General features: G+C 67.2%; 19 protein-coding genes. 12 read left to right on the forward strand and 7 right to left on the reverse strand.

The features are described 5' to 3' along the window. The first annotated feature begins 35 nt into the window (after positions 1-35). Positions 36-1046, forward strand: coding sequence for a low-specificity L-threonine aldolase (gene ltaE, locus ACM1PE_RS03700; RefSeq protein ID WP_419342560.1), 1011 nt, complete (start codon positions 36-38; stop codon positions 1044-1046). Between the two features lie 13 nt (positions 1047-1059). Here the strand turns inward: ltaE and ACM1PE_RS03705 are convergent, their stop codons facing one another. Further along, entirely contained in the window at positions 1060-2394 is a 1335-nt protein-coding gene (locus tag ACM1PE_RS03705) for an aspartate aminotransferase family protein (protein WP_059374726.1), read from the reverse strand. Between the two features lie 159 nt (positions 2395-2553). Beyond that, positions 2554-3435 carry a GntR family transcriptional regulator gene (locus ACM1PE_RS03710; protein ID WP_419342561.1) on the reverse strand — a complete coding sequence of 294 codons (882 nt, stop codon included), beginning with the start codon at positions 3433-3435 and terminating at the stop codon, positions 2554-2556. Between the two features lie 157 nt (positions 3436-3592). Between ACM1PE_RS03710 and ACM1PE_RS03715 the strand changes: the two genes are divergently transcribed. The 5 genes from ACM1PE_RS03715 to ACM1PE_RS03735 are packed head-to-tail and all read left to right on the forward strand — an operon-like array spanning position 3593 to position 9873. Continuing rightward, positions 3593-4699 (forward strand): C45 family autoproteolytic acyltransferase/hydolase, encoded by a 1107-nt coding sequence (locus tag ACM1PE_RS03715; RefSeq protein WP_059374723.1) that lies wholly within the window; start codon positions 3593-3595, stop codon positions 4697-4699. Between the two features lie 50 nt (positions 4700-4749). Then, the gene (locus ACM1PE_RS03720; RefSeq protein ID WP_419342562.1) at positions 4750-6321 is read left to right on the forward strand and encodes an ABC transporter substrate-binding protein; all 1572 of its coding nucleotides are present in this window, start codon (positions 4750-4752) and stop codon (positions 6319-6321) included. A gap of 6 nt (positions 6322-6327) precedes the next feature. After that, on the forward strand, positions 6328-7272 hold the full coding sequence (locus tag ACM1PE_RS03725) for an ABC transporter permease (protein ID WP_013392266.1): 945 nt from the start codon (positions 6328-6330) through the stop codon (positions 7270-7272). A gap of 7 nt (positions 7273-7279) precedes the next feature. Then, the gene (locus ACM1PE_RS03730; RefSeq protein WP_059374719.1) at positions 7280-8101 is read left to right on the forward strand and encodes an ABC transporter permease; all 822 of its coding nucleotides are present in this window, start codon (positions 7280-7282) and stop codon (positions 8099-8101) included. Beyond that, a complete protein-coding gene (locus tag ACM1PE_RS03735; protein ID WP_419342563.1) occupies positions 8098-9873 on the forward strand; it encodes an ABC transporter ATP-binding protein in 1776 nt (591 codons plus the stop codon). The genes ACM1PE_RS03730 and ACM1PE_RS03735 overlap by 4 nt, the downstream gene beginning before the upstream one ends. 10 nt (positions 9874-9883) lie before the next feature. Here ACM1PE_RS03735 and ACM1PE_RS03740 read toward each other — a convergent pair whose 3' ends face one another. The 4 genes from ACM1PE_RS03740 to ACM1PE_RS03755 form a co-directional block, all read right to left on the reverse strand. Beyond that, entirely contained in the window at positions 9884-10228 is a 345-nt protein-coding gene (locus ACM1PE_RS03740) for an antibiotic biosynthesis monooxygenase family protein (RefSeq protein ID WP_059374714.1), read from the reverse strand. Continuing rightward, entirely contained in the window at positions 10225-11328 is a 1104-nt protein-coding gene (locus ACM1PE_RS03745) for a cytochrome (protein WP_419342564.1), read from the reverse strand. The genes ACM1PE_RS03740 and ACM1PE_RS03745 overlap by 4 nt, the downstream gene beginning before the upstream one ends. Positions 11329-11400: 72 nt before the next feature. Then, positions 11401-12261 (reverse strand): NAD-dependent epimerase/dehydratase family protein, encoded by an 861-nt coding sequence (locus tag ACM1PE_RS03750; RefSeq protein ID WP_419342565.1) that lies wholly within the window; start codon positions 12259-12261, stop codon positions 11401-11403. 75 nt (positions 12262-12336) lie between these two features. Further along, complete coding sequence (locus tag ACM1PE_RS03755; RefSeq protein ID WP_165867786.1) at positions 12337-13983, reverse strand: electron transfer flavoprotein-ubiquinone oxidoreductase; 1647 nt, start codon at positions 13981-13983, stop codon at positions 12337-12339. 112 nt (positions 13984-14095) lie between these two features. Between ACM1PE_RS03755 and ACM1PE_RS03760 the strand changes: the two genes are divergently transcribed. The 3 genes from ACM1PE_RS03760 to ACM1PE_RS03770 all read left to right on the forward strand — a co-directional run bounded on the left by ACM1PE_RS03760 (position 14096) and on the right by ACM1PE_RS03770 (position 16093). Next, positions 14096-14545 carry an acyl-CoA thioesterase gene (locus ACM1PE_RS03760; RefSeq protein WP_059374708.1) on the forward strand — a complete coding sequence of 150 codons (450 nt, stop codon included), beginning with the start codon at positions 14096-14098 and terminating at the stop codon, positions 14543-14545. 184 nt (positions 14546-14729) lie between these two features. Beyond that, positions 14730-15428, forward strand: a complete 699-nt coding sequence (locus ACM1PE_RS03765) for a CoA transferase subunit A (protein ID WP_025137174.1) — start codon at positions 14730-14732, stop codon at positions 15426-15428. 11 nt (positions 15429-15439) lie between these two features. Next, a complete protein-coding gene (locus tag ACM1PE_RS03770) occupies positions 15440-16093 on the forward strand; it encodes a CoA transferase subunit B (RefSeq protein WP_054450695.1) in 654 nt (217 codons plus the stop codon). Positions 16094-16137: 44 nt separating this feature from the next. Here ACM1PE_RS03770 and ACM1PE_RS03775 read toward each other — a convergent pair whose 3' ends face one another. After that, positions 16138-16596 carry a GNAT family N-acetyltransferase gene (locus ACM1PE_RS03775; RefSeq protein ID WP_059374706.1) on the reverse strand — a complete coding sequence of 153 codons (459 nt, stop codon included), beginning with the start codon at positions 16594-16596 and terminating at the stop codon, positions 16138-16140. A 190-nt stretch (positions 16597-16786) separates the two neighbouring features. On the opposite strand from ACM1PE_RS03775, the gene ACM1PE_RS03780 reads away from it, so the two are divergent. The 3 genes from ACM1PE_RS03780 to ACM1PE_RS03790 are packed head-to-tail and all read left to right on the forward strand — an operon-like array spanning position 16787 to position 20564. After that, the gene (locus ACM1PE_RS03780) at positions 16787-17662 is read left to right on the forward strand and encodes a MurR/RpiR family transcriptional regulator (RefSeq protein WP_059374704.1); all 876 of its coding nucleotides are present in this window, start codon (positions 16787-16789) and stop codon (positions 17660-17662) included. After that, complete coding sequence (locus ACM1PE_RS03785; protein WP_059374702.1) at positions 17659-18639, forward strand: isoaspartyl peptidase/L-asparaginase family protein; 981 nt, start codon at positions 17659-17661, stop codon at positions 18637-18639. The genes ACM1PE_RS03780 and ACM1PE_RS03785 overlap by 4 nt, the downstream gene beginning before the upstream one ends. Before the next feature lie 44 nt (positions 18640-18683). Beyond that, positions 18684-20564: a dipeptide ABC transporter ATP-binding protein gene (locus ACM1PE_RS03790; protein WP_054450703.1), complete on the forward strand. Its 1881-nt coding sequence runs from the start codon at positions 18684-18686 to the stop codon at positions 20562-20564. Positions 20565-20570 lie beyond the last annotated feature (6 nt).

Below are 20570 nucleotides of genomic sequence, written 5' to 3' on the forward strand. Positions count from 1 at the left end.
CTTTCTGAATTCCTTTTCCTATCCTGGGACATTCCATGATCGATCTGCGTAGCGACACCGTCACCCGGCCATCCGCAGCCATGCTGCAGGCCATGGTATCCGCGCCCCTGGGCGATGACGTGATGGGCGATGACCCGACCGTGATCCGCCTGCAGGAGGCGGTTGCCGAGCGCACGGGCAAGGCGGCCGGCCTGTTCTTCCCGTCAGGCACGCAAAGCAACCTGGGGGCGCTGATGGCCCATTGCGAGCGGGGCGACGAGTACCTGGTGGGCCAGCTCGCGCACACCTACAAGTATGAAGGGGGCGGGGCGGCCGTGCTGGGCAGCATCCAGCCGCAGCCCATAGAACATGCGGCCGATGGCACCTTGCCGCTGGACAAGTTGGCCGCGGCGCTCAAGCCCGAGGGCGATGCGCATTTCGCCCGTACCCGGCTGCTGGCGCTGGAGAACACTGTCCACGGAAAGCTGATTCCGGCCAGCTACGTGCAGGCCGCGACGGCCTGGGCGCGCCAGCATGGCCTGGCGACGCATCTGGACGGCGCCCGCGTGTTCAATGCGGCGGTCGCCAGCGGCAAGCCGGTGGCGGACCTGTGCGCGCCTTTCGATACGGTGTCCATCTGTTTTTCCAAGGGCCTGGGCGCGCCCGTGGGGTCGGTGCTGGTAGGCAGCGTCGAACTCATCGCCCGCGCCCGCCGCTGGCGCAAGGTGCTGGGCGGCGGTTTGCGCCAGGCTGGCGTGCTGGCCGCGGCTTGCCTGTATGCGCTGGAGCACAACGTGGAACGCCTGACGCAAGACCACGAGAACGCCCGACTGCTGGCGGAGGGGCTGCGCGCCATTCCGGGCGTAAAGGTATTGAGCCAGGACACCAACATGGTGTTCGCGGAATTCGAGCCCGCGCGCTGCGAGGAACTCACCGCCAAGCTGGCTGCCGACGGCGTTCAGATGCGGGCCGTGTATGGCGGCCCGACCCGCCTGGTCACGCACCTGGACGTGTCCGCCGCGGACGTGCGGCAGGTGGTCCAGGCGGTGGCCCGGCACCTGGCATAAGCAGGGCGGGCGCTCAGGCGTCCGCGCGCAGCACGTCCGACAAGACCGAGAACAATTCGTCGATCTGCGCGCGCTCGATGATGAGCGGGGGCGACAGCAGCATGGTGTCGCCCGCCGAACGGATCAGGCAGCCGCGTTCCAGGCAGGCCTGGTGCACGGCGTACGCGCGCTGGCCGGGCTTGCCTTCCAGCGGTTCGAGTTCGATGGCGGCCAGGAGGCCGATGTTGCGGATGTCCACCACGTGCGGCAATCCCTTCAGGCTGTGGGCGGCGTCCTCCCAGTAGCGCCAGAGCTCGCGGCTGCGCTGGAACAGGCCTTCGCGGCGGCAGATGTCCAGGGTCGCGAGGCCGGCGGCGCAGGCCACGGGATGGCCGGAATAGGTGTAGCCGTGCGACAGCTCGATGGCGCTGTCCGGCCCCTGCATGAAGGCATCGTAGACATGCTGCTGCACCAGCGTGGCGCCCATGGGGATGGCGCCGTTGGTCAGCCCCTTGGCGCTGGTGATGATGTCGGGCGTGACGCCGAAGTGCGATGAGGCGAACGCGCCGTCGATGCGGCCGAAGGCGCAGATCACTTCGTCGAAGATCAACAGAATGCCGTGCGCATCGCAGATCTGCCGCAGTTTCTGCAGATAGCCCTTGGGCGGCACCAGCACCCCGGTCGAACCCGCCACGGGTTCCACGATGACGGCCGCGATGGTGGAGGCGTCGTGCAGCGCGACGATGCGCTCCAGCGTATCGGCCAGGTGGGCGCCCCAGTCCGGCTGGCCGCGCGTGTAGGCCATCTGGCTGCGGTCATAGGTGTGCGGCAAATGGTCCACGTAGGGCAGCAGATTGCCGAACGGCTTGCGGTGGCCGGCGATGCCCGACACCGACAGGCCGCCGAACCCCACCCCGTGGTACGAGCGTTCGCGTCCGATCAGGCGCACCCGCTGGCCCTGTCCGCGCGCGCGGTGATAGCCCAGCGCGATCTTCAGCGCGGTATCCACCGCTTCGGATCCGGAATTCGAGAAGAACACATTGGAGAACCCGGCGGGCGCTTCCTGGCGCAAGGACTCGGCCAGCTCGAAGGCCAGTGGGTGGCTCATCTGGAACGACGGCGCGTAATCCAGCTCATGGGCGGTGCGGGCGATGGCCTCGACGATTTCCGGGCGGCGGTGTCCGGCGTTCACGCACCACAGGCCCGCAATGCCGTCCAGTACGCGGCGTCCATCCGGCCGGATGTAGTGCATGCCTTCGGCGGCGCTGAACAGCACGGGCGCGCGCTTGTAGCGGCGGTTCGCGGTGAAGGGCATCCAATAGGCTTCGGCGTTGATGGCGGGGGTGGGATTAGGCGCTGACGATGACATGGGGCTTCCGGCATGTGGAGATTCGGGGTTTCTATTTTGTATTAATCAATTGATAAATACAATACAAGAAGACCAGAAGGCAATCCGCAGCGCGAGCGTCACGCGTGCCGGAGACCCGCTATGGCGGGCTGGCGGACGAATGAAGATGGAGAGGGCCGGTTAAGACACTTGCAGCGAGGTCTTCAAGTGGCGCCGCATGAGCTGCGAAGCCCATTCCTGGTCGCCGGCCTCGAGCGCGTCGATGATCTGCAGGTGTTCGCTGCTGGAGTTGATGAAGCGCGCGTCGCGGTAGAACGCGGCGTGCTCTTCCAGCCGGCGCAACTGGTTCTGCTGCTGCACCGCCTGCAGGATGTAGCGGTTGCCCGAGAAGCGGGCCAGCATCTCGTGGAACGAGGCGTTGAGATTGAAGAACTCGGTGGCCGAGATGTCGGCGTCGCTGCGCGCCGCCAGCGCTTCATGCGCGGCGCGCATGCGCGCCAGCGCTTCCCGGTCCAGGCGGAAGGTGGGCTCCAGCAGGCCCGCGCATTCGATGGTCATGCGGAAACGGTAGCTCTCGTTGAGCGCTTCGCGGTTTTCCAGCGACGGCGCGAACTGCCAGCCATGGCCCTTGCGCTTTTCGATCAGGCCGTCCGCGGAAAGCTGCAGCAGGGTCTTGGCCAGCACGCTGCGCGGTGCCGGATAGCGCTGCTGCAGGTCGCGCTCGGTAAAGGTTTCCGGCAGCTCGCGCGAGGCGCGGTCATCGATCAGGCGCCGGTACAGCTCATCCTGGGTGGGGCCTGCGCCCTCGATGGCGGGAGGCGCGGCCGCCGCGTGCGCCGCCACCGTGTAGCCGCTATTGGGGCGGTGCGTGATGAGGCCCTGCGCGGCCAGCAGCTTGAGCGCGCCGCGCACGGGCGTGCGCGAGACCTCGTAGCTCGCCGCCAGCGTTTCCTCCGAGAGGTGGTCGCCGGGCGCATGGCGCCGGGCCACGATGTCTTCCGCGATATGGCGCGCCAGGTCGACTTGCAGCGGAGTGGGGCGGGCGGGAGCGGCGTTGGACATGGGGGATGGGCGCGAAGGGCGGCAGAGTCGGAATGGTACCGGAGAGCTACGCGCGCGGCGTTCGCGGTGATGGCTCCGGGGAAACCCTTGTATTGAACTTTTTCATATATTAGTACAAAATTTGTCCGTCTTGAACCTTGCTCCGGAGCCTTGAGCCGTGACTTTGCCCACTCCCTTCCCCCTGGTCGATGTACAGGGCAGCCCATACGAGCGGGGCCGCCAGCATGGCGCCGCCGTCCCCGAGCGCGTGGCGCGCAGCGTGGCCCTCTACCGCGGGCAGCTGGAGCGGCGCGGCGTCGCCGCGGACCGCTTGAAGGAACTGGCCGCCGCCATGGTGCCGGTGGTGGGCGACTATGACGCGGCCTACCTGGAAGAGCTGCGCGGCATCGCCGACGGATCGGGCCAGGCGCTGGAGGACGTGGTGGTCATCAACTGCCGCACCGAAATGATGTTCGGCCATGCCGAGCTGGGCCGCGCCCGCAAGGGGCTGGACGATGGCTGCACCGGCCTGGTCGTGCTGCCCGAGGCCGCCGCCGGCGGCAAGCTCATGCATGCCCATAACTGGGACTGGCGCGAGGAATGCGTGGACACCGGCATCGTGCTGCGCATGCGCCGCGAAGACGGTCCCGACCTGCTGGTGTTCACCGAGGCGGGCAGCCTGGCGCGCCACGGCTTCAACAGCGCGGGCGTTTCCCTGTCCGGCAACTTCCTGTCCTGCGAGCACGACTATCAGCGCCCGGCCGAGGTGCCGCTGGTGCTGGTGCGGCGCAAGATGCTGGAAGCCTCCAATATCTGCAACGCCATGAAGGTGCTGTGGGCCTCGCGGCGCTTCTGCTCCAACAACCTGATGCTGGCGCAGGCGCAGGGCGAGGCGGTCGATCTGGAATGCTCGCCCGACGAAATCTTCTGGATCACGCCCGAAGACGGCCTGCTGGTGCACGCCAACCACTGGATCAGCCCGCCCGCGCGCGCCAAGCTGTTCGACAAAGGCCTGGCAGCCAATCCGGATTCGATCTACCGCCAGCGCCGCGTGCAGGACATGCTGGCGCGCGCCGCCGGCGGCATCGACTGGGACACGGTCAAACGCATCCTGGCCGACGACTTCGCCGCGCCCGACGGCGTGCTGCGTTCGCCCAAGCCGGCCAGCTTCGACAGCATCTCGGCCACGGTGGCCACCACCTTGATGGAGCCGGCCAGCGGCGTGATGTGGATCGCGCGCAAGCCCTACGAAGGACGCAACTTCGCGGAGTACCGGCTCTTCTGAGCCGGCCCCCAGACCCATATGCGGCGAGCGCCGCGCCTGGAGTGATCCCTATGAATTCGCATGCTACGCGCGCCAAGAACGCGCTGCTGTTATCCGCCGCGCTGGCCGCCGCCGCGGCCGGCCTGCCCACCGCCGTGCGGGCGCAGGCCGCCGCGCCCGAAATCCGCTACGCCGAAGGTTCGGGCACGCCGACCACGCTGCCTGGCGGGCGGTCCCGCAACACTTCCACCGACAATGTGCTGGCGCACGTGGTGGAGTCCCTGGTGGCGCTGCGCGCCGACATGAGCGTGGCCCCCATGCTGGCCGACAGCTGGACGCTGTCCGACGACAAGCGCGCCTATACCTTCAAGCTGCGCCAGGGCGTCACCTTCCATGACGGCACGCCCATGACCTCGGCCGACGTCAAATGGACCTACGACTACCTCAACGGCGCCCAGTCCGAGTATTCCTGCAAGAACCTCTATGACGGCAGCAAGGGCGCCAAGGTCGTGGCGGTGGAGACGCCCGATCCCGCTACCGTGGTGTTCAGGCTGGAGCAGCCCTACGCGCTGTTCCTGGACCAGATGGCCAGCGTGCAGTGCCCGATGCCGGTGTTGAGCGCCAAGAGCGTCGACGCCGAGGGCAAGTGGGCCAAGCCCATCGGCACCGGGCCCTACGTGCTGGCGGAATGGAAAAAGGAACAATACCTGCTGCTGACGCCGTACGCCGGCTACAAGCCGCGCGAGGAAGCGCCCAGCGGCATGGCCGGCAAGAAAACGGCACAGGCCAACGTGCGCTTTGTGGTGATTCCGGATGCGGCCGCGCAGAAGGCGGCGCTCATGGCGGGCCAGGTCGACGCCTACAACGCGGACGAGGACAATCTGCCGGCCAAGGACCCGCGCTGGAACATCGTCACCGAGCAGGGTCTGGACACGGTCAACCTGCTGATGCAGACGCGCGCGCCGCTGCTGTCGGACGTGAACATGCGCCGCGCCATCGCGCTGGCGCTGGATTTTCCCGGCATTGCCAAGGCTTTGAACAACGGCCACGCGGCCTATAACCCGTCCCTGGTGCCCGCGGCCAGCGTCTATTACTCCGAAACCGACCGCGCCGGCTACGAAAAGAACCTGAAGGAGGTCAAGCGCCTGCTGGACGCCGCCGGCTATCGCGGCGAACCCCTGAAGCTGCAGGCCAACAAGCGCTATCCCTATCTGTACCGCGTCGCGGTGGTGACGCAGCAGCTGTTGGGCAAGGCCGGCATCAAGGCCGAGCTGGACATGCTGGAATGGGGCACCCAGGTGACCAACTTCCGCGAAGGCAAGTTCGAGCTGATGGCATTCGCCTATTCGGCGCGCACCGAGCCCGCGCTGATGTTCCGCGACGTGATTGGCGACAAGTCCAAGACGCCCATGGCCCAGTGGGAAAGTCCGGAGGCCGCGGCCATCCTGGAGGGCATAGAAGCCGAGTCCGATCCCGCCGTGCGCAAGCAGGCCTTCGACAAGCTGCATGCCCTGATGCTGCGCGACGCGCCGCTGCTGATGTACTACAACAAGCCCGGCTATGTGGTCGTCTCCAGCAAGCTGGAGGGCTTTACCGGCTGGCCGCTGCGCAAGCCGCGTTTCTTCAACGTGACCAAGAACTGAGGCACCGTGCTGGGCTATCTACTCAAGCGCATCGCGGCGTCGGTGCCCACCGTGATCGTCGTCACGGTGCTCGTGTTCGCGCTGATACGCGCGATCCCCGGGGATCCGGCCTCGCTGATGCTGGGCGATATCGACAACCCGGCGCTGCTGGCCGAAATGCGCCACGCGCTGGGGCTGGACCGTCCCGTTGGCGAGCAGTTCCTGATCTGGGTGGGCAACGCGCTGCAGGGCGACCTGGGCATGTCCATCGCGCGGCGCGAACCCGTGATGCACCTGGTGCTGACGCATTTCGCGGTGACGGCCCAGGTGGTGCTGACCGCCACGCTGCTGGCCTGCCTGGTGGCGGTGCCCGCCGGCATGGTGGCCGCGTGGCGCCAGAACCGCCGCGCCGACACCGCCATCGTGTCGACCTCGATCCTGTTCGTGTCCATGCCCAGCTTCTGGGTCGGCATCCTGCTGATCTGGCTGTTCGGGGTGAAGCTGAACTGGCTGCCGGTGTACGGCTTCGAATCCATCGCCCAGGGCGGACTGGGCGCGGCGCGCTACCTGGTGCTGCCGGTCTGCGCCATCGTGCTGACGGAAATCGCCGCCATCACGCGCATGATGCGCGCCAGCACCATCGAGACGCTGCGGCTGGAATACGTGGCGCATGCGCGCGCCAAGGGCCTGCCGGAAAAGCGCGTCATGCTGCGCCATGTGCTGCCCAACTCGTTCGGCCCCACCCTGACGGTGATCGGCCTGATGTTGGGCCATCTGTTGTCGGGCGCCGCGGTGATCGAGACCGTGTTCACGCTGCCGGGCATCGGCCGGCTGCTGGTGGAAAGCATCTATGCGCGGGACTACCCCGTGGTGCAGGGCTGCCTGCTGTTCATCGCGCTTTTGTACGTGGCGGTCAACCTGGTGGTGGATCTGCTGTATCCGCTGTTCGACCCGCGCGTGAAGCTTCAATAGGATCATCATGGGCTTTAAACATACCAATGCCGTCCTGGGCGGCGCGCTGGTCGGGGGCGTCGTGCTGCTGGCCCTGGTCGGGCTGGTGTACACGCCGCACGATCCGCTGGAAGGCGATCTGCTGGCGCGCTTTGCGCCGCCGTCGGCGGAGTACTGGCTGGGCACCGACGAGTTCGGCCGCGATGTGCTGTCGCGGCTGATGGCGGGCGCCGGGGTCAGCGTGGCGGTCAGCGTGTTTTCCGTGCTGCTGGCGCTGCTCCTGGGCACGACGATAGGCGTCACGGCCGGCTACGCGGGCGGCTGGGTCGATCGCGGCATCACCGTGCTGGTGGAGTCGCTGATGGCGTTTCCCGGCCTCTTGCTCGCGCTGGGCATCATGACTGTGCTGGGACCGTCCAAATGGGGCGTGGTGCTGGCGCTGGGCCTGGCGTATTCGCCGTCGGTGTCGCGCATTGCGCGCGGCGCGGCGCTGTCCCTGCGCCAGCGTGATTTCGTCATCGCCTCGCGCGCCACCGGGCATGGCGGCCTGTGGACCGTGTTCCGCCACGTGCTGCCCAACTGCCTGCCGCCGCTGCTCATCTTCGCGACCTCGATCTTCGGTTCCGCCCTGCTGGCGGAAAGCGCGCTGAGCTTTCTCGGCCTGGGCGTGCCGCCGCCGCTGGCCACCTGGGGCGGCATGCTGTCCGAGAGCCGCAACGCCATGGACCAGGCCATCTGGCTGGCGGTATTTCCGGGTGCCATGATTTCGTTGAGCCTGCTGGGCATCAATCTGCTGGGCGACGCGGTGCGCGACCTGCTGGATCCGCGCATGCGGGGGGTGATGGCATGAGCGCTGCAGAACCCCTGCTGTCGGTGCGCGACCTGGAGATCCGCTTTCCCGGCAAGCGCGACGCCGCGCCTGTGGTGAACCGGGTGTCGTTCGATCTGCACGCCGGCGAATCGCTGTCCATCGTCGGTGAATCCGGCAGCGGCAAGACGCTGATCGGCAAGACCCTGTTGGGCCTGTTGCCCGACTCGGCGCGCATCACGGGCGGACAGGCGCTGTTCGAAGGCCAGGACTTGCTGCGGCAGGCGCCGCGCGATTGGCTGGCGATGCGCGGCACCGGCATCGGCATGGTGTTCCAGGAGCCGATGGTGTCGCTCAACCCGGCATTCCGCGTGGGCGAACAACTGATCGAGGCGCTGGTGCTGCGCCGTGGCATGGCGCGCCGCGAGGCCTGGGACGAGGCGGTCCGGATGCTGGAGCGGGTGCGTGTGCGCGACGCGCAGGATTGCATGAAGCGCTACCCGCATGAATTCTCCGGCGGCATGCGCCAACGCATTCTGCTGGCGGGCGTGATGCTGCTCAAGCCGCGCCTCCTGATCGCGGACGAACCCACCACCGCGCTGGACTGCGTGGTGCAGAAGGAAGTGTTGGACCTGATGTGCGAACTGACGCGCGAGCAGGGCACTGCGCTGATCTTCATCAGCCACAACCTGGCCCTGGTGGCCGCATACACGCAGCGCGTGCTGGTGATGTGCCGCGGTCTTGCGGTCGAGACCGGGCCAGTGGCCGAGGTCCTGTCGCGGCCGGCGGATCCATACACGCTCAGCCTGCTGGACGCGCTGCCCAAGCGCGGTCCGGCCCGTCCCGCCGTCGAAGGGCCGCCCATTCTGCAGGTGGACGGATTGGCAATCGACTACTCGGTCCGCGAGGGCTGGTTCCGCAAACGCGCGGTGCGCGCCGTGCACCGCGCGACGTTCGCGGTGGCGCCGGGGGAAACGTTGGCCATCGTCGGCGAGTCGGGCAGCGGCAAGACCACGGTCATGATGTCCATCCTGGGGCTGGTGCCGCAGGCGCAGGGGCGGATTGAACTGGATGGCCAGGCCTTGCCCGCGGGCGGTTCGGGCCAGTCTTGGCAGGCGGCGCGCCGGCGGGTGCAGATGGTGTTCCAGGATCCCTATTCATCGCTGGACCCGCGCATGACCATCGGCGACCTGGTGGGGGAAGGCCTGCGGCTGGAAGTTGGCATGACGGCGGAAATCCGCCGCAAGCGCGTGGCCGAGGCGCTGCGGGACGTGGGCCTGGGCGAGGGCTACGCGGAGCGCTATGCGCACGAACTCTCTGGCGGCCAGCGCCAGCGCGTGGCCATCGCGCGGGCGCTGGTGCTGCGGCCCGAGGTCATCATCGCGGACGAGCCGGTGTCGGCGCTGGACGTCACCGTGCAGAAGCAGGTGCTGGAGACCCTGATGTCGCTGCAGCGCTCGCATGGCTTTGCCTGCCTGCTGATTTCGCATGACCTGGGCGTGGTCGAGCAGATCGCCGACCGCGTGGTGGTGATGCTGCGCGGCCATATCGTCGAAGAAGGCACGCGCGATGAAGTGTTCGACCGGCCCACGCATCCCTACACGCGCCGCCTGTTGCAGGCAGTGCCGGAACTGCGTGGCAACCGGACCGAGGGCTTTCGCGTGGAAGTGCGCGACCTGCCGGCGGGCCCGGGGCGCGACGAGGCCGATTACTTCGATCCCTCATCCGCGTCGGGCCTGCCCGCGATGACGGCGGTGTTCGAATCCGGCGCCACCCATCGGGTGGCGCTGGTGGCAGCCGCGGCCGGGGCCTGAGGCACAGGCCTCAGCCGTGCCGCTCGCGGCTGTCGGCGGGTGCCGCGTCGCGCTGGTTCATGCCATAGTCGCGCAGCACCTGCGCGACGCGCAGGCGGTAATTGGCGAAGACGCCGCCGCGCCCGGCTTCCTGGGCCCGGCGGTGCGACTCCAGCGTGCGCCAGCGCTGGACCGCCGCTTCATCGCGCCAGAACGAGAGCGACAGCAGCTTGCCCGGCTCGGACAGGCTCTGGAATCGTTCGACCGAGATGAAGCCGTCCACGGCCTTCAGTTCGTCGATGAGGCCGGCGGCGATGTGCAGATAGGGATTGGGGTCGCCGTGGGCGGGTTCGACTTCGAATATCACTGCGATCATGGCGCTTGCTCCTCGGAAAAATCAAACTGCGGCACGCGCGCGTTGGGCAGCGGCCGGTAACGGAAACGGGCCGCCAGCGCGGCGGCATCCAGGCCTGCGCGCAGCAGGCGCGTGAGCGCGCCCGCCGCATGCTGGCGGGCCGGCAGGCGGCCGGGGCAGGCGTGCCCGAACGCGCCGAAAGTCCAGTGCGCCTCGGGTTGCACCGTGGCGGCCGCGGCCAGCACCAGCAGCACGGTCTGGCCGGCTTCGATGTATAGACCGCCGACGTCGATGCCGGCGGCGAAAAAGCGCCGCGTGTTGTGCAGCGGCGGGTCGCTGCGTTCCACGTCATCCATCAGCGCCAGCGCCGCATCGTCCGTGAGGTCCGCGCGCAGGCCGCGCCGTCCGGCCAGGATGATGGCGTTGCCCAGCAGGCCTGCGCCGGCCTCGCAGGATTGGAACAGCAGGCCGGCCAGATTGGCGGCCAGCAGCGCCGGCTCTATTCCCGCCCGCGCGCCGTCGTCGCGCAGCCGGCGCAAGGCGGGCGCGGCGTCTGGGGCCTGCAGATGCGACCCCAGGCGTGCCTGCAGACGCTGCGCGGCGGCGTGCCCCGCTTCAATGCGATCCGCCGCTGCGGTGGCGGGCAGCGCGGACAGGAACGCCGCGATATCGGCGGCGCAATCCGCGTACAGGCCTGACGGCAGGCCCAGGAACGCGGCTTGCGCATGCACCGGCGCGGCGCTCAGGTAACGGTCGACGGCCGCGGCGTCCAGCGGGCCTGGATCCGGCCACATGGGCATACAGGCCTGCGCCGTCTGTTCGCGGAGGTAGGCGCTCAGCAGGGTCTTCACCTGCGTGTGCGTTGCGCTGTCGTTCATGCGCACGAAGCGGCCAAAGAGTTCGCCCGCCGGGCCTGGGCACAGTGCCTTGGGCACGGGCTCCGCCGCCGGACGCACGCGCGCGGCCGGATGTTGCATGATGGCCGCTATCGTGTCCGGATGGCTGGCCACCCACAGGTCCAGCGCCGCCTCGCGATACAGCGGCCGCTCGCGCGCCAGCGCGGCGTAGTACGGGTAGGGGTCGGGGTGAGTGACCGCCTGCAGGGGATGGGCAGGATGCATGGCGATGGCCGGTAATGGATACGGCCGCCAGTATCCGCCAGCCTCGACGGTCACGATTCGATGCGCGGCGAACTATGCCTGCGGCACGGCCGGGTTGCCTGCCGCTGCCAGCAGCGCGGCATAGCCGAGCCGCGAGTCCGGCCATTGCAGGGCGAAGCCGCTGGCGCGCAGGCGGGCGTTGCTCAGCTTCTTGCTGCCGACGTTGGCCGGCGCCGCCGCCTCGCGCGGCGCGGGGGCGCCGATCAGCCTGGCGAGGTCGGCGTAGAGCTCGTGCAAGGGCAGCGGCGTATCGTCGCAGCCTATGTAGACGGGCGCGGCGTGGGGCAGCAGCGCCAGGTGGACCACGGCCGCTGCCGCGTCGTCGATGTGGATGCGGTTGGCCCAGTGTTGGGGAGAGGTCGGCGCGCCTGCCGCGCCTTGGCGCAGGCGTTCGATCAGTTGCATGCGTCCGGGCCCATACAGCCCTGCCAGCCGCAAGGCGGTCGAGGGCAGGCCGCGGGCCGCCAACGCGGCTTCGGCTTCGAGCAGGATGCGGCCATTGCTGCCCAGCGGCGCGGGCGGCGTGTCTTCGTCGACCCAGCCGCCCTCGTGTTCGCCGTAGACCGCGCTGGATGAGACGAACACGATGCGCTTGAGCTGCGTGGCGTCCAGCGCGTCCAGCACGTGTTTCAGGCCATCGACGAATACCGCGCGATAGGCGGCGGCTTCGCGCGCGCCGGGCGCGGGCAGGTGGATGAGCCGGGTGACGCCATCGGGCAGGGTGGGCAGTCCGTCGGCGCGGGAAATGTCGCCCCGCAGCCAGCGGATGCCGTCCGCCGTTCCGGCCGGCGGATTGCGGCGCAGCGCGTAGACTTCGTCGCCGCGCGCGAGGAAGCGCCGGGCCGCGCGCTGACCCAGGTCGCCGCAGCCGATGAGGAGTACGCGTTCAGTCATGGATAGTCCTGCCTGTCGAAAAAAAAGGCGCCCCGCGGGGCGCCTGTGGTGGCCGGGCGCGGGCGTCCGGTAGCTTTACATGCCGCTGTAGACGGGCCCTTCGCCGCCTTGCGGGGCCACCCAGACGATGTTCTGGGTCGGGTCCTTGATGTCGCAGGTCTTGCAGTGCACGCAGTTCTGCGCGTTGATCTGCAGGCGGTCCTCGCCGTGGTCGTCCTTGACGAATTCGTACACGCCCGCCGGGCAGTAGCGCGATTCCGGGCCGCCGTACTTGGCCAGGTTGACCTGCACCGGTATGGAGGGATCCTTGAGCGTCAGGTGGATGGGCTCGTTCTCGTCATGGTTGGTGTTCGAGATGAACACCGAGCTGAGCTTGTCGAAGGTGAGCTTGCCGTCGGGCTTGGGGTAGTCGATGCGCGCGCATTGCGATGCGGGCTGCAGACAGGCATGGTCGGGCTTGTTGTGGCGCAGGGTCCAGGGCATCTTGCCCTTGAGCAGCAGCTGTTCGACGCCGGTCATCACGGTGGCGACGGTGCGGCCCTTCTTGAACCACTGCTTGAAGTTGCGCGCCTTGTTCAGCTCCGCATGCAGCCAGGAAGCCTCGAAGGCCGCGGGGTAGGCGGCCAGCTCGTCCTGGCGGCGGTCGGCGAGCAGCGCGTCGAACGCGGCTTCGGCGGCCAGCTTGCCGGACTTGATGGCGGCGTGGCTGCCCTTGATGCGCGAGGCATTGAGGAAGCCGGCCTCGCAGCCGACCAGCACGCCGCCCGGGAAGGTCAGCTTGGGCAGGGCCAGCAGGCCGCCCGCGGTGATGGCGCGCGCGCCGTAGGCGATGCGCTTGCCGCCTTCGAAGGTGCCGCGGATGGCGGGGTGCGTCTTGTAGCGCTGGAATTCGTCGAACGGCGACAGCCAGGGGTTGGCGTAGTCCAGGCCCACGATCATGCCCACCGCCACCAGGTTGTTGTCCAGGTGATAAAGGAAGGAACCGCCGTAGGTGTCGGCGTCCAGCGGCCAGCCGGCGGTGTGGATCACCAGGCCGGGCTTGGATTGGGCCGGATCGACTTCCCACATTTCCTTGATGCCGATGCCGTAGGACTGAGGATTGCGGCCGTCGTCCAGCTTGTAGCGGTCGATCAGCTGGCGGCCCAGCTGGCCGCGCGCGCCTTCGGCGAACACGGTGTAGCGGGCGTGCAGTTCCATGCCGGGCTGGTAGTGGTCGGTGTGCGAGCCGTCGCGGGCCACGCCCATGTCGCCGGTGGCCACGCCGCGGACGGCGCCGTTCTCGTCGTACAGCACTTCCACGGCCGCGAAGCCCGGGAAGATGTCCACGCCCAGCGCCTCGGCCTGCTCGCCCATCCACTTCACCACGTCGCCCAGGCGGACGATGTAGTTGCCTTCGTTGTGGAAACAGGGCGGCAGCAGCCAGTTGGGCGTGGTGCGCGCGCCGGTTTCGGACAGGAACATGAACTTGTCATGCGTGACGGGCACGTTCAGCGGCGCGCCTTTTTCCTTCCAGTCGGGGATGAGCTCGGTCAGCGCCAGCGGGTCCATGACGGCGCCGGACAGGATGTGCGCACCCAGTTCCGCGCCCTTTTCAAGTACGCAGACGCCGATTTCCTGATTCTTCTCAGCGGCCAACTGCTTAAGACGGATAGCTGTGGCCAGGCCGGCGGGTCCACCGCCAACCACGACCACGTCATATTCCATCGACTCGCGTTCAGACATTGCAAAGCTCCCCGTATGTATTCCATATATGGCTGGAAGTATTATCGGCGATTGTATTGCAGGCGGAGGCCATGGTTGCCTTCGTATTTCTTTTAGCCATCAGGAGCAATTGGTGAACGCGGACAAAACCTCAGCGCGGATCCTGGCCGTGGGAGATATCCATCAAGTCGAACTGCCTTTGCGGTGGGGCGACTCGGACGCTCTGAACCATCTGAACAATGCGATGTATTTCCGCCTCATGGAAGAGGCCCGGATACAGATACTCTATGGCGCGGGTTTCGCGCTGCCCGCCGATCAGGGACTCATCCTGGCGCATGCGTCCTGCGATTTCCTGCGGCCGTTGACCTATCCGGCCAATGTGCTCGTGACGCACAAGCTCATGCGCATAGGCCGCTCCAGCGCGGAATTCGAATTGCTGCTGGAGAGGGCGGGCGACGAAGGCGGTCCTTATGCCCGCGCGCGCAACGTGCTAGTCTGGATGGACTATGTGGCCAATGCGTCCGCCCCGTGGCCGCATGAGGTGCTGGTCAAACTGGGCGCCATGTTTAAGCCCGGGGCTTGAATCGGCGCCGGCCAAAATAGCGCGTGCGTTGGCCGGCCATGCCGGTAAAATCAGCGCAAAATCAAAAAAGCAATAAGGGCGCGCCACCCTAGGCGCCAGCCGCACAGGACTCCGTACGGTGTTGCTGGGCCGGCGCCGGCAGCCGCGCCCTCTTCAAGTTCGACCTTAACTAGGAGTTGGAGCGATGGACAAGGTTTTTGCAAGCGCCCAGGAGGCGCTGGCAGGCATCGTCAAGGACGGCCAGATGATTGCCGTGGGCGGTTTCGGCCTTTGCGGCATTCCCGAGGCACTGATCGCCGCGCTGCGCGATTCGGGCGTGAAGGACCTCACTTGCATCAGCAATAACGCGGGCGTCGACGGCTTCGGCCTGGGCCAGCTGCTCAATACGCGCCAGGTCCGCAAGATGATTGCGTCCTACGTGGGCGAAAACAAGGAATTCGAGCGCCAGTATTTGTCGGGCGAACTCGAGCTGGAGTTCACGCCCCAGGGCACGCTGGCCGAGAAGCTGCGCGCCGGCGGCGCCGGCATCCCGGCCTTCTTCACCCGCACCGGCGTGGGCACCATCGTGGCCGACGGCAAGGAAATCCGCGAGTTCGACGGCCAACAATACGTGATGGAGCGTTCGCTGGTGCCGGACGTGTCGCTGGTCAAGGCGCACATCGCCGACCGCAGCGGCAACCTGGTGTTCCGCAAGACCGCCCGCAACTTCAATCCGAACGTCGCCATGGCGGGCAAGTTCACGGTGGTCGAAGTCGAGGAAATCGTTGATACCGGCAGCCTGGATCCCGATCAGATCCACCTGCCCGGCATCTATGTGCATCGGATCGTGCTGAATGCCACGCCCGAAAAGCGCATCGAACAACGCACCACTCGCCCGGCCTAAGGAGAACAGACATGGCATGGTCCCGCGATGAAATGGCGGCACGCGCCGCGCGCGAGCTGCAAGACGGCTTTTATGTGAACCTGGGCATCGGCCTGCCGACCCTGGTGGCCAACCACGTGCCCAAGGGCATGGAAGTGTGGCTGCAATCCGAGAACGGCCTGCTGGGCATCGGCCCGTTCCCCACCGACGATGAAGTCGACGCCGACCTCATCAACGCAGGCAAGCAGACGGTCACGACCTTGCCCGGCTCCTCGATCTTCTCGTCGGCGGATTCGTTCGCGATGATCCGCGGCGGCAAGATCAACCTGGCCATTCTTGGCGCCATGCAGGTGTCCGAAAAGGGCGACCTGGCCAACTGGATGATCCCGGGCAAGATGGTCAAGGGCATGGGCGGCGCCATGGACCTGGTGGCGGGCGTTGGCCGCGTCGTGGTCCTGATGGAGCACGTGGCCAAGAAGAAGGACGGCACCGAGGACATCAAGCTGCTGTCCGAATGCAACCTGCCGCTGACGGGCGTGGGCGTGGTCGACCTGATCATCACCGACCTGGGCGTGATGGAAGTCACCGAAAACGGCCTCAAGCTGCTGGAAACGGCGCCGGGCGTGACGGTGGACGAGATCAAGTCCAAGACCCAGGCCAAGCTGGACGTGTCGGCAGTCAAGTAATCCTTGCGCCGCACCCACGAAAAACGCCCCTCCGGGGCGTTTTTTTATGCCGTTTCGTCGAGCCGCATTCCCACATGCGGGATGCCGTCCTCGATGTATTCCTCGGTGACCTGCACAAAGCCGTGGCCGCCGTAGTAGTTGCGCAAGCGGGCCTGGGCGCCCAGATACATGGCGCGGCCGGGCCAGCGCAGGCGTACTTCCTGCATCGCATGGCGGATCAGTTCGTGGCCCAGGCCCTGGCCGCGGGTCCAGGGGGCGGTGATGACGCGTCCGATCTCGATCTGGCCGTCCTTCAGCGACGGATCCAGGATGCGGCAATAGGCCGCGAGCTTGCCGTCCTGCCAGGCCATCAGGTGCGAGGTCTGCCCGATCAGATCCTTGCCGTCCATGTCCTGGAAGATGCAATTCTGTTCAATGACAAAGACTTCCGTGCGCAACTGCAGGATCGCGTAGATCTCGGTCACGGTCAGTTCCTGGTGCGGCTTGCAGATCCAATCGGGCATAGCGTCAATCCGGTGTGGCGGGGTGGGAGGGCATTAGGGCGGGCCTTAGCGTACCTCAAACCGACCCCGTTTTATTTGATGCACTGTTACATGTTTTCACGGGTATACCCTTAGTATGAAAATCTATTTTCTTCTCTAAAATTTGTTTGTAAACAGATTTACATAAACTCCCGCTACACCTCCCTCCTCGATGAACAAGGCTGCACTTACGATTGCTGACCGGATCGCCCGGGCCCAGCCCGCGCTGAGCCGTACTCAGCACAAGATGGCCGAGTACGTGCTGGCGCACCAGTTCCGCGCCGCCACCATGACCATCGATGAGTTCGCCGCGGCAGTGGGGGTATCGGTGGCGACGGCCAACCGGTTTGCGCGCGCCCTGGACCTGCCGGGCTATCCGCAGTTCCGCGCCGAACTCGCGCGCGGCTTCGAGGCGGCGCTGGAGCCGGTGGAAAAGCTGCGCACCGAACTGGCGCATTCCGCCAGCGCCGTGCAGATCTTCGCCGCCACGCTGGAAGAAGACATCCGCAACGCCCAGCGCAACCTGCAGTCGCTGGACGCCGCCGCCTGCGAACAGGCAGTGGAGGCCATCCTGGCCGCCGACCGCGTTTTCATCATCGGTTTCGGCGCCAGCGGCTTCCTGGCCGGCCTGTTGCAGCGCGGCCTGTGCATGCATCTGCATTCCGTCGAATCGCTGGCCGGTCCCGGCGGCGTGTCGCACGCGGCGCGCCAGATGGCGCGGATGACGTCCAAGGACCTGGTGATCGCCATCGGCTTTCCCCGCTATCTGGCCGACACGGTGACGCTGGCTGGAGCCGCCAAGCAGGCCGGCGTGCCCGTGCTGGTGCTGACCGACAAGCCCACCTCGCCGCTGGCGCCCACGGCTTCCGTGCTGCTGTATGCGTATTCCGCGCGCCAGCTGATTCCCAATTCCGAAACCGCTGCCCTGGGGCTGATCGAAGCCCTGTCGGCCGCGGTGGCCTATCGGGCCAAGAATTCCGTCGCGGCCGCCGCTGGGGTGACCCAGTCCGTCATGCCGTGGCTCATCCATGGAGTAGGTAAACGATGATTCAACCCGTGATCGCGATTCACGGTGGCGCCGGCGCGATGTCCCGCGCGGCCATGTCGCCCGAGAAAGAACAGGAGTACCTGAGCGCGCTGGAATCCATCCTGACCGCCGGCCAGGCCGTGCTGGCCCGGGGCGGCAGCGCCCTGGACGCCGTGACCGAAGCCGTCCGTCTGCTGGAAGACTGTCCACTGTTCAACGCCGGCCATGGCGCCGTGTTCACCAGCGCCGCCACCCACGAGCTGGACGCCGCCATCATGGACGGCGCCACGCTGCGCTCGGGCGCGATCGCCGGCGTGCACCGCGTGCGCAACCCGGTATTCGCCGCGCGCAAGGTCATGGAAAACAGCAAGCACGTGTTCTTCGTGGGCGAGGGCGCTGAAGCCTTCGCCAAGGAAGAAGGCGTGGAACTGGTCGATCCTTCCTACTTCTCCACCGAAGCCCGCCGCGAACAGCTGCTGCGCGTGCAACGCGAAACGCCGGAAGCGGCGGTGCTGGACCACGACGGCCAGGCGCTGGTCGCGCGCGGCCAGCCGGCGCCGGCCGATCCGCTGGACTCGGACAAGAAGTTCGGCACGGTGGGCGCGGTGGCGGTGGACGCCCAGGGCAACCTGGCCGCGGCCACTTCGACCGGCGGCATCACCAACAAGCAGGTCGGCCGCGTGGGCGACGCGCCGCTGATCGGCGCCGGCACCTATGCCAGCAACAAGACCTGCGCGGTGTCCACCACGGGCACGGGCGAAATGTTCATCCGCATGGTCGCCGCCTATGACGTGGCGGCCCAGATGGAATATTGCGGCGCGTCGCTGGAAGCGGCCGCCGACCGCGTCGTGCATGAAAAGCTGCCCACCATCGAGGGCAAGGGCGGCTTGGTGGCTGTCGACGCCCAGGGCAATGTGGCCTTGCCGTTCAACACGGAAGGCATGTATCGGGGTTACGCCCGCGTCGGCGAGAAGCCGGTCACCGCTATCTACCGATAAGCGGCGGCGGGTTCGTTTTTTCAGTATTTGGGGAATCAAAAGAGATGGTTGATCGCGCAAACAGCCTGGCGCTGCCGGAAAACCGCGTGGTCCAGGTCGACGACCTGACAGTGCGCTTCGTGGGATCGGAGCGCACGGTCGAAGCCGTGCGCAATCTGTCGTTCCATGTGGACCGGGGCGAGACCCTGGCCATCGTGGGCGAATCGGGTTCGGGCAAATCGGTGACGTCCCTGGCGCTCATGCGTCTGGTGGAGCACGGCGGCGGGCGCATCGCCCAGGGCAGCATGGCCCTGCGGCGGCGCAACGGTTCCGTGATCGACCTGGTCGGATCCAGCCAACGCGAAATGCGCAGTGTGCGCGGCGCGGACATGGCCATGATCTTCCAGGAGCCGATGACCTCCCTGAACCCGGTCTTCACCGCCGGCGACCAGATCGCCGAATCGATCCGCCAGCACCAGGGCAAGGACGCCGCGGCCGCGCGCGCCGAGGCGCTGCGCATGCTGGAACAGGTCCGCATTCCGGAAGCCAAGTCGGTGCTGGACCGCTACCCGCACCAACTGTCGGGCGGCATGCGCCAGCGCGTGATGATCGCGATGGCGCTGGCCTGCAAGCCGGCGCTGCTGATCGCCGACGAACCCACCACCGCGCTGGACGTCACCATCCAGGCGCAGATCCTGCAGCTCATCCGTCAGTTGCAGGAAGAAATGCACATGGGCGTGGTGTTCATCACCCACGACATGGGCGTGGTCGCCGAAGTGGCCGACCGCGTGCTGGTCATGTACCGCGGCGACAAGGTCGAGGAAGGCCCGTCCGAGCAGGTATTCGCCTCGCCGCAGCACCGCTACACCAAGGCGCTGCTGTCGGCCGTGCCGAAGCTGGGCGCCATGCAGGGCACGGACCTGCCCGCGCGCTTCCCGCTGCTGCAGGCCGAAGGCCAGGCCCAGCCCGAGGCCGCTCCGGTCAGCGCGCCCGCCGCACCGGATGCCAAGCGCGAGCCCATCCTGAGCGTGCGCAAGCTGGTCACCCGCTTCGATCTGCGCGGCGGCATCATGAGCCGCGTGCAGCGCCGCGTGCATGCCGTGGAGCAGGTCAGCTTCGACCTGTTCCCCGGCGAAACGCTGTCGCTGGTGGGCGAATCCGGTTGCGGCAAGTCCACCACCGGCCGTTCGCTGCTGCGCCTGGTCGATAGCCAGGGCGGTGAAATCCGCTTCGGCGGCCGCGACATCGTGCGCCTGAAGAACACCGAACTGCAGTCCCTGCGCCGCGACATCCAGTTCGTGTTCCAGGACCCGTTCGCCTCGCTCGATCCGCGCGTGACGGTCGGCTTCTCCATCATGGAGCCGCTGCTGGTGCACGGCGTGGCCCGTGGCCGCGATGCCGAGCGCCGCGTGGCCGAGCTGCTGGAGCGCGTGGGCCTTCCCGCCGAAATGGCGCAGCGCTATCCGCACGAATTCTCGGGCGGCCAGCGCCAGCGCATCTGCATTGCGCGCGCCCTGGCCCTGAACCCCAAGGTCGTGATCGCGGACGAATCCGTGTCGGCGCTGGACGTGTCGATCCAGGCGCAGATCGTGAACCTGCTGATCGACCTGCAGCGCGACATGGGCATTTCCTTCCTGTTCATTTCGCATGACATGGCCGTGGTCGAGCGCGTCAGCCACCGCGTCGCCGTCATGTACCTGGGCCAGATCGTGGAGATCGGTCCGCGCCGAGCCATTTTCGAGAATCCGCAGCACCCTTACACCAAGAAGCTGATGTCCGCCGTGCCGATCGCCGATCCGGCCCGCCGCCACATGAAGCGCACGCTGTTGTCCGACGAAATCCCCAGCCCTATCCGCAAGCTCGGCGACGAGCCGGTGGTGCAGCCGCTGGTGCAGGTCGGAACGGATCACTTCGTCGCCCGGCATCCGGTCGGCGGAGCGTATTGAGTCAGT

Source organism: Achromobacter sp. PD1, assembly GCF_048541815.1.
GTDB lineage: Bacteria > Pseudomonadota > Gammaproteobacteria > Burkholderiales > Burkholderiaceae_B > Achromobacter > Achromobacter bronchisepticus_A.